12 protein-coding genes are annotated in these 12503 nt (G+C 66.3%); 7 read left to right on the top strand and 5 right to left on the bottom strand.

Going from position 1 to position 12503, the window contains the following annotated elements; genetic code table 11:
• Nucleotides 1-12 precede the first annotated feature (12 nt).
• Nucleotides 13-1368: a sodium-dependent transporter gene (locus ACLIIZ_RS04245; RefSeq protein WP_416690951.1), complete on the top strand. Its 1356-nt coding sequence runs from the start codon at nt 13-15 to the stop codon at nt 1366-1368.
• 10 nt (nt 1369-1378) lie between these two features.
• Here ACLIIZ_RS04245 and ACLIIZ_RS04240 read toward each other — a convergent pair whose 3' ends face one another.
• Complete coding sequence (locus tag ACLIIZ_RS04240; RefSeq protein WP_416690950.1) at nt 1379-2965, bottom strand: sensor domain-containing diguanylate cyclase; 1587 nt, start codon at nt 2963-2965, stop codon at nt 1379-1381.
• A 255-nt stretch (nt 2966-3220) separates the two neighbouring features.
• Between ACLIIZ_RS04240 and ACLIIZ_RS04235 the strand changes: the two genes are divergently transcribed.
• Nucleotides 3221-3958, top strand: coding sequence for a tetratricopeptide repeat protein (locus ACLIIZ_RS04235; protein ID WP_416690949.1), 738 nt, complete (start codon nt 3221-3223; stop codon nt 3956-3958).
• Nucleotides 3959-3978: 20 nt separating this feature from the next.
• Entirely contained in the window at nt 3979-4812 is an 834-nt protein-coding gene (locus ACLIIZ_RS04230; RefSeq protein WP_416690948.1) for a hypothetical protein, read from the top strand.
• A gap of 54 nt (nt 4813-4866) precedes the next feature.
• On the opposite strand, the gene ACLIIZ_RS04225 is transcribed toward ACLIIZ_RS04230, so the two are convergent.
• Together ACLIIZ_RS04225 and ACLIIZ_RS04220 are read right to left on the bottom strand one after the other, a co-directional pair.
• A complete protein-coding gene (locus ACLIIZ_RS04225; RefSeq protein WP_416690947.1) occupies nt 4867-6783 on the bottom strand; it encodes a B12-binding domain-containing radical SAM protein in 1917 nt (638 codons plus the stop codon).
• Between the two features lie 77 nt (nt 6784-6860).
• Nucleotides 6861-7496 carry a hypothetical protein gene (locus tag ACLIIZ_RS04220; protein WP_416690946.1) on the bottom strand — a complete coding sequence of 212 codons (636 nt, stop codon included), beginning with the start codon at nt 7494-7496 and terminating at the stop codon, nt 6861-6863.
• Between the two features lie 220 nt (nt 7497-7716).
• Here ACLIIZ_RS04220 and dinB point away from each other — a divergent pair, with 220 nt between their 5' ends.
• The 4 genes from dinB to ACLIIZ_RS04200 all read left to right on the top strand — a co-directional run bounded on the left by dinB (nt 7717) and on the right by ACLIIZ_RS04200 (nt 11164).
• Complete coding sequence (gene dinB / locus ACLIIZ_RS04215; RefSeq protein ID WP_416690945.1) at nt 7717-8865, top strand: DNA polymerase IV; 1149 nt, start codon at nt 7717-7719, stop codon at nt 8863-8865.
• 52 nt (nt 8866-8917) lie between these two features.
• A complete protein-coding gene (locus tag ACLIIZ_RS04210; RefSeq protein WP_416690944.1) occupies nt 8918-9787 on the top strand; it encodes an EamA family transporter in 870 nt (289 codons plus the stop codon).
• A gap of 85 nt (nt 9788-9872) precedes the next feature.
• Nucleotides 9873-10970 (top strand): methyl-accepting chemotaxis protein, encoded by a 1098-nt coding sequence (locus tag ACLIIZ_RS04205; RefSeq protein WP_416690943.1) that lies wholly within the window; start codon nt 9873-9875, stop codon nt 10968-10970.
• Entirely contained in the window at nt 10970-11164 is a 195-nt protein-coding gene (locus ACLIIZ_RS04200) for a DUF3079 domain-containing protein (RefSeq protein WP_416690942.1), read from the top strand. The genes ACLIIZ_RS04205 and ACLIIZ_RS04200 overlap by 1 nt, the downstream gene beginning before the upstream one ends.
• On the opposite strand, the gene ACLIIZ_RS04195 is transcribed toward ACLIIZ_RS04200, so the two are convergent.
• Together ACLIIZ_RS04195 and ACLIIZ_RS04190 are read right to left on the bottom strand one after the other, a co-directional pair.
• Entirely contained in the window at nt 11158-12195 is a 1038-nt protein-coding gene (locus tag ACLIIZ_RS04195; protein WP_416690941.1) for a patatin-like phospholipase family protein, read from the bottom strand. The genes ACLIIZ_RS04200 and ACLIIZ_RS04195 overlap by 7 nt on opposite strands.
• Nucleotides 12196-12236: 41 nt before the next feature.
• Nucleotides 12237-12503 (bottom strand): biotin/lipoyl-containing protein, encoded by a 267-nt coding sequence (locus ACLIIZ_RS04190; protein ID WP_416690940.1) that lies wholly within the window; start codon nt 12501-12503, stop codon nt 12237-12239.

Below are 12503 nucleotides of genomic sequence, written 5' to 3'. Positions count from 1 at the left end.
CCGGACAGCATCATGACTTCCTCGCAAGGGCCGCGCGCCCACTGGTCCAGTCGCTGGGCCTTCTTCCTGGTTACCGTCGGTTCGGCGGTCGGCCTCGGCAACATCTGGAAATTTCCCTACATGACCGGCAGCAATGGCGGCAGCGCCTTCGTGCTGGTCTATCTGGCCTGCATCCTGATCATCGGCGTGCCGCTGCTGATGGCGGAGACCCTGCTCGGCCGGCGCGGTCAGGGCAATCCGGTGATGACGATGCGGGTGCTCGCCGACGAGGCCGGCGCCAGCCGCTGGTGGCAGGTGATCGGCCTGATCGGGATTGTCGGCGCCTTCATCATCCTGGCGTTCTATAGCGTGGTTGCTGGCTGGGTGCTGGAATACACTTGGCGCGCCGGTCTCGGTTTCGCGGCGCAGCCCAAGGAAGCCTTTGCCGACGCCTTCGGCGCCTTGCTGGCCAGCCCCGGACGGCTGATCTTCTGGCATACGGTGTTCATGGCGCTGACCGCAGCGGTGGTTCTCGGCGGGGTGACCAGCGGCATCGAGCGCGCCAACAAGATCATGATGCCGGCGCTGTTCGGCATCCTCGTTTTCCTGGTCGCTTACGGCGCCATCGCCGCCGACCTGCCGGCGGCCTTCCGCTTCCTGTTCCATTTCGACCCGTCGGCGATCAACCGCGGCGTGCTGTTCTCCGCCATGGGCCATGCTTTCTTCACGCTCAGCCTGGGCATGGGGGCGATCATCACCTACGGTTCCTACCTCGGCCGCGAGGTGTCGATTCCCCGTACCTGCCTGGCGATCGCCGCCGCCGACACCGGCGTCGCGCTGCTCGCCGGCCTGTCGATCTTTGCCATCGTCTTCGCCCAGGGGCTGGAACCGGCCGCCGGCCCCGGCCTGCTGCTGCAGACCCTGCCGCTGGCCTTCTCGCAGATGCCGGGCGGGCACGTCGTCGGCCTGGTGTTCTTCGTGCTGGTCGTCTTTGCCGCCTGGACCTCGGCCATCTCGCTGCTCGAGCCTGGCGTCACTCTGCTCGTCGAGCGTTTTGACCTCGGGCGCAAGGCAGCGGTGCTGCTGCTGTCGACCGGCATCTGGCTGCTCGGCGTCGCCGTCGCGCTGTCGTTCAACGAATGGAGCGCTTTCAGCCTGTTCGGGCTCGGCTTGTTCGACCTGCTCGACACGCTGACCACCAAGATCATGATGCCGCTGGCCGGTCTGCTGATCGCGCTATTTACCGCCTGGGCGATGAAGCGCGCCCACGTCGAAGAGGAAGTCGGCCTGCGCGGCGGCGCCTTCCGACTCTGGTTCGGCGTCGTCCGTTACGTCTCGCCGGTGGCGATCGTCCTGATCTTCCTCAACGTCATCGGCGTCATTGGCTGAGCCACCTGGTTCAAGCCCAGCAATAGCGACCGCGCCCCTGTTCCTTGGCGCGGTACATCGCCTGGTCGGCGGCGATCAGCAACTGGTCACCGTCGGCATCGCCGAGGGCGATACCGATCGAGGTGGAGAGCCGGCAGCTTTGGCCGCCGATGACGAAATCCGGCTCGAAAACGCTCAGGCACTTTTCGGCGACCTTGGCCACGACGCGCTCGGCGTTTTCCGCGAGGTCGGACAGCAGGATCACGAACTCGTCGCCGCCGATGCGTGCCAGGGTGTCTTCCTGACGTAGCATGCCGCCGACACGGCGGGCCACTTCAACCAGGGCCTGGTCGCCGGCTTCGTGACCGAAACGGTCGTTGATCGGCTTGAAACCGTCGAGGTCGAGAAACAGGATGGCAATCCGCGTCCGGTTGCGCTGCGCCCGCGCCAGCGCCTGGGACATCCGGTCGGCCAGCAACTTGCGGTTGGGGAGGCCGGTGAGCGGGTCGTGATGCGCCATGTGGGCGAGTTCGGCGCGACTTTCCAGCAGCTTGCTGAGCATCCGGTTGAAGGCTCCGGTGAGATGGCCGACTTCGTCCTTGCGCGCCACCGGAAGCGTCGCCAGCGGGATTTCGCCGAGCGTCATCAGGTCGGCGCGGCGGGCGGTTTCCATCAGCGGGCGCAGCATGCTGCGCATGACGATGATCATGAAAACGATGAAGGCGGGCAGGATGATCGCCGTGTTTTTCAAGATGAAACTGCGCAAGCGCTCCAGAGGCGCAAGGGCTTCCTTGGTCGGCAGGCGGGCGACGACGAACCAGTTGCCGCTGGGCACCGAGGCGGTGGCGGCGATTTCCTCGATGCCGGCGGCGTTGACCGTGATGCCGGTGCCGCGGAAGCCGCGCATGGCCCGGTCGTGCATCGGGTTGACGCCATCGGCTGGCGTCGGTCGCAGCACCTTGCCTTCATCGGAGGCGGCGATGAACAAGCGGTATTCCGGCGAAACCAGCAGCAAGCCGCCGCTGTTGCCGATCCGTGTGGCGTAGAGCGCAGCCATGAAATTGGCCGAATGCAGCGCTGAATAACCCACCAGTACTTTTGTCACCAGACCATTTGCGTCACGCACCGGTACTGCCATCGGCAGGATGGCGCCAGTCGCCGGGGCGTCGATGAAAGGCTGACCGATACTGGCTTTGCCGGCCAAGGCCGTCTTGAAATAGGCGCGGTCGGCGAGCGAACTGCCGCTGCGGCCAGGCAGCACCGGGTAGTCGAGGCTGACCCGGCCGTCGCGGTCGACCAACAGCATGCCTTGCGAAAACAGAGGGTTCAGGTTCTGCGCCTGGCCGAGCAAGGCGTACCGCTCGGCCGGACTGGTGACGCGGCCCAGATTGCCGGCGATCCGTTCGAGCAGGCTTTGGCGGTCGGCGAGATCGCGTTCGATATCCTGCGCGACGTAGTTGGCGATCGCCAGCAACTGTTCGGCCGTCTGCTTCTGCAAGTCGTCGCGCAGGTAATCGCTCAGCAGGACGGTGCGTCCCAAGGCGCCGGTCAACAACAGGACGATGCCGAGCAGGATCAGGCGGCTGGTCAGACTGCTGGGGATGACGCTCAATTTCATTGGTATATGGGCAAGGACATTGCGCCGCCTAGCTTACGCGAGATGCCGCAGCGTTGAAAAGTTTCATGAATGCAATATTTGTCACGATGTCATGGCCTATTCCGAAGCGATATTTTTTTGTCGTATCTGCCTTCGTCGCTACCTCATGACGAAGCGCCTCCTTGTCGTCCACGCGGCAAACCGGGATGGCATCTCTTGCGCCATGAAAGACCCGGCTATAACGATCGTCTGAGTTGCATCCGGCGTTTGAAATGAATGGTAAAAATGACTTTTGCATGCTTGATGTTGGGTATTGGGCGGCGGATAATCCAAGCGCTTTGTCATATTCCTTTGGCAAATTTATTAAGGTCTTTTGTTTTGGCGCTGGTGGAGGGCGTGATGTCGAGAGTAGGCTTGTTTGTCTTTTTGCTGGGCCTGACCGTCCTTTCGGCTCATGCGCAGGATGCACCGCAGAGCATCAGAATTTGCGACGAAAGCGGTTGTTCCGAACGGCCGCGTGATACGGCCACCTTCAATCCCCTGGCCGATGTCGATCCGGCGGTGGCACGCCAGCATGCCGAACTCGTTGCCCTGGCTGGCAAGGATCCGCGTGCGGCATACGATCTCGGGTTGCGCTATTTCCGCGGTGACGGTGTTCAGCAGGACAGCCATCGGGCGCTGGCCTGGATGCGCGACGCTGCGTCGCGCGGCTATCTGCCGGCGCAGACGGCGCTCGGTCGGGTTTATCTGGGCGGCCTGGAGGAAATGGGCGCCGATCCGGCTGAGGCGGAAAAATGGTTGCTGGTGGCGTCCGGCCGCGGCGACAAGGAGGCCGCCAAATTGCTGATCGATGCGCAAAAGGCCAAGCAGAGCGAAGTGGCTTATCAACGCTGGAAAGATAGCCAGCGCGAGCAATCCCGGAATTTCTGGCTGGGCATGTACGAATACCAGTGGCAATGGCGCGATGACGATCGCTGGCACGAGCGCCATGTATCCAGATCCCGTCGTTATTGAGTCTTGCAGGAGTGCTGAAAATGTTCAAACACAAATTGTTCTCGGCCCTGGCCCTGTTGTCGGTGCCGTTCATGCTCGCGGCCTGTGTGACGCCCGGCGCCGGCGGTTCGGTGACGACCGGTTCGCCCGATGCCACGGCGGTCGGCGGCTCGGCCAGCGGTTCGACCAGCGTCGGCGCCAATGCCGGCCTCGAGCGTTGCGCCAAACCGCTGGGCACGCTGGCTTTCGACGATGGTCGCGGCAAGGAGTGGTACGGTAGCTTCGGTCGCGCCACCAAGGTGACCCGGATCGATCCGCTGATTCGCCTGGCGGTGCAGCAATCGAACTGTTTCGTGATCACCACGATCGGCAACAGCCGGACCGAGAGCAAGGTTTCGGCGATCGCCGACAAGCAGCGCAACTCCGGTGAATTCCGCGTCGGTTCCAACCAGCATAAGGGGCAACGCGTTGCCGCCGACTACTACATGGAGCCTTCGATCGTCATCGACGAATCGCCAGCCGGTCGCGTCGCCGGCGCCTTGGGCGGTCTGATCGGCCATGGTGGCGCGATCATCGCGGCTGGGGCTGAAAGCAAGGTTTCCGTCGTTACCCTGACCTTGTACGACATCCGTTCCGGTGTCCAGTTGGCGGCTGCGGAAGGCAACGCGACGGCGAGCAATTTCGGTGCTGCGCTGGGGGCTTTCGGTGGCCGGACAGCCGGTGGTCTCGGCGGATTCTCGCAGACGCCGGAAGGCAAGGCGACGGTGGCGGCATTTTCCGATGCCTACAACAAGATGGTGATCGGCCTGCGCAATTACAAGGCGCAGAGCGTTGAAGGTGGCCTCGGGCGTGGTGGCAGCCTGCAGGTGAACTGAGGCGCGTCGGTTGGTCCGGACGCCGGTGGCCCTCGTCGAGGGAGCGACCAGCGTTCAGCCGTTTACGGCGCCCAGCGCACGGGCGATGAAATCGCGCTTGACCCGTGGTTTTGGCACCCGCTCGTCGAACCAACGGCGGATATCGTCGTCGAGACAGATACCGTGCATGTAGTTGTAAAGCGCCTTGTTCAGCGCCTGGCCGAGGCTGGTGTGATCGACGCCGGTCGGGTCGCTGAAGGCCACGTCGTTTTTGGCGAAGCCCTTGAACGGCAGCGGTTTGAGCGTGATGCCGTATTCAGCGGGATTACGCCCGACCGGCGAATGCACGGTGCACGCGAAGCGGTGGAAGAAGCCGGACTGGATGCAGCCCTCGGCGAACAACTGGCGCACGTATTCCAGCGCATCGACCGTGTCCTGCACGGTCTGCGTCGGGAAGCCGTACATCAGGTAGGCATGGACCAGGATGCCGGCGTCGGTGAAGGCGCGGGTGACGCGCGCCACCTGATCGACCGAGACGCCTTTTTTCATCAGCGCCAGCAGGCGGTCGGAAGCGACTTCCAGACCACCGGAAATGGCGATGCAGCCGCTGTCGGCGAGCTGCAGGCAGAGTTCGGGCGTGAACGACTTCTCGAAGCGGACGTTGCCCCACCAGGAAATCGCCAGATTGCGCCGCTGCAGTTCCTCGGCCAGCGCGCGCAACGCCTTCGGCGGTGCTGCTTCGTCGACGAAATGGAAACCGCTGTGGCCGGTCTCGTCGACGATGCGCTCGATGCGGTCGACCAGCGTGCTGGCGTTGGCCGCCTCGAAGCGCGAGATGTAGTCGAGGCTGACGTCGCAGAAACTGCATTTCTTCCAGTAGCAGCCGTGGGCGACGGTCAGCTTGTTCCAGTGGCCGTCCGACCACAGCCGGTGCATCGGATTGAGCATGTCGAGCAGCGACAGGTAACGGTCTAGCGGCAGGCCGTCCCAGGTCGGCGTGCCGACATCCTCGAAAGGCACGTCCGGTTCGCCGCTGGTGAACCAGCGCACGGCGCCGTCGACGCGGGTGAAGGTGCGCCGCAGGTTGAGCCGCGGCCGTTGCCCGGCGAGGTGCTCGATCAGCGCCAGCAGCGGCGCTTCGCCGTCGTCGAGGGTGACGTAATCGACGTAGTCGAAGACGCGCGGCTCGGTCAGTTCGCGCAGCTCGGTATTGACCCAGCCGCCGCCGAGGACGATGACGATCTGCGGATATTTTGCCTTGACCGCCTGCGCGATGCGGAAGGCGGCATAGACCGCGCCGGGGAAGGGCACCGAGAGCAGCAGAATGTCCGGATTTTCACGGTCGACCGTCGAAATCGCCAGTTTTTCCAGCGTCGTGTCGACCAGCGTCGGCGGCGCCGCCAGCGCCTGCGCCAGCGGCTCGAAGCTGGGCTGGCTCTGGGCCAGCGATTCGGCGTAGCGGACGAATTCGAAGCGCGGGTCGGCGGCTTCGCGGATGACGTCGGCGAGGTCGTTGAGGAAGAGCGTCGCCAGGTGGCGGGCGCGGTCCTGGATGCCGAGCGCGCCGAAGGCCCAGCCGAGCGGATCACCGCTGCCGTCGTCGACATAGTGGTCGAGCGCCGAGAAGCGCGGCCCTTCGGGCAGGAAGGCGCGCGTGCAGATGCGGTGCGCCAGCGAGCTGTCGCGGCCCTGCAGCAAGGCCAGCGCCGGCCCGGTAGCGACGCGGTAGCGCTCGAACTGGTTGAGGAAGGTCTTGATCGTCGGCGAGCGCTGCTTGCGCGGCAGCGCTTCCGCCGCCGCCCGCAACTGGTCGAGGCCGGCAGGTGAGAGCAATTCGAGGACCGTGCCCAGCGCCAGGTCGGCCTGCGTCGCGTGGAAGCCGCGCGAACGCAGGAAGCCGGTCAGGTAGGCCGTCGCCGGGTAGGGCGTGTTCAGTTGCGTCAGCGGCGGAATCAGCGACAGCAGGCGGGGGCGGGCAGGCAGGGTGGTCATCGCCGGCAGTTTACCCGCTGCCGCCGGTAAACGACACGGGGCGGCCCGCCGGCCGCCCCGTGTCGGTGTGTCTGGTCTTAGCTGCTGGCCGAGCCGAGGGCCAGCTTCTGCTTGTTGTACTGCTCGAGCGCGCGCTGCGTGCCGTAGGCGATCGCTTCCTCGGTCGAGGCGAACTGGCGGCGGCCGTTGCTGCTGGTCGCTTCGCTCGCGTTCGTGGTCTGGCTGGTCTGATTGCCGTTGCCGGACTGTTCGGCGGCGCGGGCGGTACCGTAGGCGATGGCGGCGTCGACCGAAGCGAACTGGCGGCGCGTGCTGCCGTTCGTCGCCGCAGCCTGCTGGGTGGTATCGGTCGTGCCGGTGGCCCGGCTGCCCTGCTGTTCGCTGGCGCGCTGCGCGCCATAGGCGATCGCTTCGTCGACCGAAGCGAACTGGCGCCGCTCCGGCCGGCTGCTTTCCGCCTGCTGGCGGGCAACCCCCTCGCTGCTCAGGGTGACCTTGGTCGAACTGCCGGCACTGGCCGTCGACGTTGTCCCGGAAATCTGTTGCAGCGCGTTTTTCACCCCGCTGCTGTCGGCACCGATCGCCGTTGCCATCTTCTCGGTGGCCTTCAGGCTGCTGGTCAGCGAATTCATTGCGCGCTCGCCGCGGTTGCCGGTGATCTGGCTGCGGTAGGGGTCCTGGGCGGCGGTGCTGGAATTGACGGTGGTGGGCATGATGACCTCGCGAAAAACGGTGCGCCGGATCAGCGATCCGGACAGACCTCCACTTTACGCCATTGGCGGCAACTGCGCAAAAAATGGGCAGGGCAACAAAATCGCTTATCCGTCAGTCGGCTAGATTGCCCGCCCAGTGCGCTTCCACAGACTTATCCACAGCTTTCGGGGATAAGCTGGATGCTGGTGCAGAGAGCTTTTTCGGCGATATACTGTGGATATGAACAGTCATCGCCGCATCGCCCATCTCGACATGGACGCCTTCTTCGCGTCGGTCGAGTTGCGGCATTACCCGATGCTGCGCGGCCAGCCGGTGGTGGTCGGCGGGCGCCGCGTCGACCGCCCGGTCGAGCAGGCCGACGGCAGCCTGCGTTTTGCCCGGCTGCGCGATTACGTCGGACGCGGCGTGATCACCACCTCGACCTACGAGGCGCGGGCGCTTGGCGTGTTTTCCGGGATGGGGCTGATGAAGGCGGCGCAACTGGCGCCCGACGCCATCCTGCTGCCCGCCAACTTCGACGCCTACCGCGACTACTCGCGGCGCTTCAAGGCGGCGGTGGCGAGCGTCGCGCCGGTGATCGAGGACCGCGGCATTGACGAAATCTACATCGACCTGAGCGGCATCGCCGAGGACAGTCTGCCGCTGGCCCGGCGGATCAAGCAGGCGGTGTTCGCGGCGACCGGGCTGAGCTGCTCGATCGGCATCACCCCGAACAAGCTGCTGGCCAAGATCGCCTCCGACCTCGACAAGCCCGACGGCATCACCATCCTCGGCGCCGACGATGTGCCGACGCGGATCTGGCCGCTGGCGGCGCGCAAGATCAACGGCATCGGCCCGAAAGCGGCCGAGCGGCTGCGCGCCATGGGCGTCGACACGGTCGGCCAGTTGGCGGCGGTGGCCGAGAGCGAACTGGTCCGCCGCTTCGGCGCCAGCACCGGCAGCTGGCTTTGGCGCGCCGCCCGCGGCATCGACGAGCGGCCGCTGGTGACCGAGCGCGACCCCAAGTCGGTCAGCCGCGAGAGCACCTTCGAGCGCGACCTCGACGTCGGCCTCGACCGGGCGGCGCTGTCCGAAGCCTTCACCGGGCTGTGCGCCCGGGTCGCCGACGACCTCGCGCGCAAGGGCCTGGTGGCGCGGACGATCGGCATCAAGCTGCGCTTCGCCGATTTCAGCACGGTCACCCGCGACCTGACGCTGGCCGAACCGCTGGCCGACGCCCAGGCGATCCGCCGGGCGGCCGGGCAGTGCCTGAAGCGCATCGCGCTCGGCAAGCGCATCCGCCTGCTCGGCGTGCGCGCCGCCGGGCTGCAGCCGCCGGCGGCGACGCAGCAGCCGCTGGCGGTGCAGGCCGAGCTGCAACTCTTTTAGCGGCCGGCGCCGCCTGCCTTTATCATTCGCGCTTTTGCCGCCGACCGCCGTCATGTCCTACCTGCTCATCGTCAACCTGATCTGGTCGTTTTCCTTCAGCCTGATCGGCCAGTATCTCGCCGGCCAGGTCGATAGCGACTTCGCCGTGCTTGCCCGGGTTGCCGTGGCGGCGCTGGTGTTCCTGCCGTTCACCGTCTGGCGCGGCCTGCCGGCGCGGCTGGCGGCCGGTTTCTGGCTGGCCGGGGCGCTGCAGTTCGGCATCACCTACCTCTGCCTGTACCGCAGCTTCAGCGTGCTGACGGTGCCGGAAGTGCTGCTGTTCACGGTGCTGACGCCGATCTACGTGACCCTGATCGAGGACGCGCTCGAACGCCGCTTCAACCGCTGGGCGCTGTTCGCCGCCGCGGTCGCCGTCGGCGGCGGCATCCTGATCCGCTGGCAGCCGCTGGCCGGCGAATTCCTGTGGGGCTTCGTGCTGCTGCAGATCGCCAACGCGACCTTCGCCGCCGGCCAGGTGCTGTGCCGCCATCTGCTGCTGCATCATCCGGTCGAACTGCCGCTGTACCGCTTCTTCGGCCATTTCTTCCTTGGCGCGCTGGTCCTTGTGCTGCCGTCCTTCCTGATCTTCGGCAACCCGGACAAGCTGCCGGTGACGGCGATGCAGTGGGGCGTGCTGCTGTGGATGGGCCTATTCGCCACCGCGCTCGGCATGTTCTGGTGGGTCAAGGGCAGCACCCGCGTCGACGCCGGCACGCTGGCGGTGATGAACGAGCTGCATGTGCCGCTCGGCCTGCTGGTCAATCTGCTGATCTGGAATCGCGACGCCGACCTCGCCAAGATCGCGCTCGGCGGCAGCGTCATCCTGCTGTCGCTGGCGATCAACCGGCTCGGGCGGCGAACGTCGGCGCTGGCGGCAAGCTGAGCGCGGTTTTGAGGGATATCAAGTTCGCCCGCTTAATTCCTGAGTAAATTACTCAACATTGATTGAGTGGCAGGCAGGAAGCAGCATGTTTGGAATCCGCACCCGGCGCGAGCTGGCGGCAGTGGTGGCCGAGAATCACCAGATCAGGACGCAGTTGCTGGCCAGCGAGGCCGCCGCCGACGAGCTGCGCCGCCAGCTCGCCGACGACCGGGCAGCGAACCAGACGCTGCTGGCGCGGCAGACCTTGCTCGATGGCGTGCTCGGCAACATTCCCCGTTTCGGCAGTTCGCTGGCCGGCATCCAGCAGTCGTTTTCCGGTCTTTCCGGGCAGTTGGCCGGGGAAGCCGCGAGCGCCCGCGAGGCCGCCGCCGAATCCGACGCCAACCGCGCCGCCTTCGAGCAGATTGCCGCCAGCCTGCACGCCATGTTCGGGCGTATCAGCGCCGCCGGCGACAGCGTCGAGAACCTGACGCGGCGGGTCGGCGAGATTGGCGGCATCGTCCGGCTGATCCAGGAAATCGCCGAGCAGACCAACCTGCTGGCGCTCAACGCGGCGATCGAGGCGGCACGGGCCGGCGAGGCCGGGCGCGGCTTCGCGGTGGTTGCCGACGAGGTGCGCAAGCTGGCCGAACGCACCGCCCGGGCGACCACCGAGATCGGCACGCTGGTCGTCGGCATCCAGGCCGAAACCGCCCAGGCCAAGGCGACCATCGATCTCGGCGCCGGCGAGGCGGCCCGCCACGGTGCCGAAAGCGAGGCGGCGACGCAGAGCATGCAGCGCCTGCTGGCGATGTCGCAGCAGATGCAGGCGGCGATCGCCTCGTCGTCGCAGGTGGCTAGCGCCGAACTGGCCAACGTCGAGGAATTGCTGCTCAAGCTCGAGGTATACAAGGTCCTGCTCGGTCTTTCCGGCCTTGCCCCGGAGGCCCTGCCGGACGAGACCGAATGCCGGCTCGGTCGCTGGTACTACGAGGGCGAGGGCAAAGCCGGCTTCTCGCGGCTACCCGGCTACCGCGAGATGGAAGGCCCGCACAAGGCGGTGCACGACCACGCCCGCCAGGCCGTCGCCTGCTATCGCCGAGGCGATCCGGCCGGCGCGCTGCAGGCGCTGACGCGGATGGAAGAAGCCAACCTGGCGGTGATGCGCGGCATGCAGCAGATTCTCAACGGCGGGCATGGCTGATGGCCAAGAAATTCCCGCTGCATCCGAAGCACCCCGAGCGTATCTGCTGGGGCTGCGACCGCTATTGCCCGGCCGGCGAGATGGCCTGCGGCAACGGTTCCGGGCGCACCCAGCATCCGGCCGAACTGCTCGGCGAAGACTGGTACACCTTCGGCGACTGGGGCATCGTCGTCGACGAGCCGCCGGCTCAGTAGAACAGCGCGCCGAGGTCGAGCGTCGGTTGCCGGCCGAGCGCCTCGCGCTTGCTGTCCAGCCAGCGGCGGGCGACCGCCCGGCCGAGCGCGTGCAGTTCTTCGAAGAACTGACGATTGACCGCCAGCTTGCTGTCGCCGGGCAGTTCGCCGAGCACGCTGTCGGCGCTGATGGCGTGGAAGCGCAGGCGGGCAAAGCGGCGCTCCAGGCGGGCGATCGGCAGGCGGTCGAGGAGCCAGTCGGGGAGCGGATTGCTGTCGCCGATCTGCTCGCGCAGGTGGGCGAACATCCGCATCTCGCGCAGGAAGGTCGAATTGAAGGCGAGTTCGCGCAGGCGTTCGCGGATTTCCTTGGCGCTTTCCGGCGTTTCCGAATAGTGCAGCGGTGTCAGCAGGACCAGCATCAGGTCGGCCGACTGGCAGTGGTAGACCAGCGGAAAGACCGCCGGATTGGCGCTGTAGCCGCCGTCCCAGTAAGGTTCGCCGTCGATCGTGATGGTCCGGTGGATGGTCGGCAGGCAGGCCGAGGCGAGCAGCACGTCGGCCGACAGTTCATGGTTCTGGAACAGGCGCAGCTTGCCGGAGTTGGCGTGGGTGGTGGCGATGAACAGCTTGACCGGGCTGGCGGCGCGCAGGGCGGCGAAGTCGATCTGGCGTTCGATGACGTCGCGCAGCGGGTTGAGGTCGAAGGGGTTCAACTGCTCCGGGCTGAGGTGGTCGGTCCATTGCAGCATCATCTTCAGCGCCGGCGCCATGCTCGCCACCTGGTTGCCGGAAAATTGCGCCGGCAGGGTGTCGGCGATCGCCAGCCAGAAATCGGCCAGCGCCCGCCGCGCGCCGGCGCGGCCTCCGTGCAGCAGGCCGTGGGCGAGACAGGCGGCGTTCATGGCTCCGGCACTGGTGCCGCTGACGCCCTCGAAATCGATCGATTCGTCTTCGAGCAGCGCGTCGAGCACGCCCCAGGTGAAGGCGCCATGGGCGCCGCCGCCCTGCAGGGCGAGGTTGATCCGGGCGGGCAGGGCTGGGCTGGACATCGGCAGGGACTCCACGGTGACGACGCCCCGATGATAGCCGCTTAATCGCACTCCAGCGTGACCAGCGGCGCGCCTTCGGCGACGTGGTCGCCGGCGCTGACATGGATTTCGACGACGCGACCGGCGTAGGGCGTCGGAATGTCGAGCGCCACCTTGCCGGTTTCCAGGGTCAGGATGTTGTCGTCGTGGCGCAACTGTTCGCCCGGCGCGACCAGCACTTCCAGGATGAAGACGTCGCCGCTGGCGCAGGAGCCGCAGCTCTGCCAGCACTCCGGGTACTTCGGCATGTGGACGGTGCGGTGCGCCAC

The organism is Azonexus caeni, from assembly GCF_048146105.1.
GTDB lineage: Bacteria > Pseudomonadota > Gammaproteobacteria > Burkholderiales > Rhodocyclaceae > Azonexus > Azonexus aromaticus_B.
The sequence above is the reverse complement of the archived record's forward strand: the minus strand, read 5'-3'. Positions and strand labels throughout refer to the sequence as shown.

Excerpts from the sequence above, each read along its gene's own strand:
- ACLIIZ_RS04220 (WP_416690946.1), bottom strand. The coding sequence starts at position 7,496 with ATGCCCACCACCGTCAATTCCAGCACCGCCGCCCAGGACCCCTACCGC.
- ACLIIZ_RS04230 (WP_416690948.1), top strand. The coding sequence starts at position 3,979 with ATGTTCAAACACAAATTGTTCTCGGCCCTGGCCCTGTTGTCGGTGCCG.
- ACLIIZ_RS04195 (WP_416690941.1), bottom strand. The coding sequence starts at position 12,195 with ATGTCCAGCCCAGCCCTGCCCGCCCGGATCAACCTCGCCCTGCAGGGC.
- ACLIIZ_RS04200 (WP_416690942.1), top strand. The coding sequence starts at position 10,970 with ATGGCCAAGAAATTCCCGCTGCATCCGAAGCACCCCGAGCGTATCTGC.
- ACLIIZ_RS04225 (WP_416690947.1), bottom strand. The coding sequence starts at position 6,783 with ATGACCACCCTGCCTGCCCGCCCCCGCCTGCTGTCGCTGATTCCGCCG.
- ACLIIZ_RS04205 (WP_416690943.1), top strand. The coding sequence starts at position 9,873 with ATGTTTGGAATCCGCACCCGGCGCGAGCTGGCGGCAGTGGTGGCCGAG.
- dinB (WP_416690945.1), top strand. The coding sequence starts at position 7,717 with ATGAACAGTCATCGCCGCATCGCCCATCTCGACATGGACGCCTTCTTC.
- ACLIIZ_RS04235 (WP_416690949.1), top strand. The coding sequence starts at position 3,221 with ATGGTAAAAATGACTTTTGCATGCTTGATGTTGGGTATTGGGCGGCGG.
- ACLIIZ_RS04240 (WP_416690950.1), bottom strand. The coding sequence starts at position 2,965 with ATGAAATTGAGCGTCATCCCCAGCAGTCTGACCAGCCGCCTGATCCTG.
- ACLIIZ_RS04245 (WP_416690951.1), top strand. The coding sequence starts at position 13 with ATGACTTCCTCGCAAGGGCCGCGCGCCCACTGGTCCAGTCGCTGGGCC.
- ACLIIZ_RS04210 (WP_416690944.1), top strand. The coding sequence starts at position 8,918 with ATGTCCTACCTGCTCATCGTCAACCTGATCTGGTCGTTTTCCTTCAGC.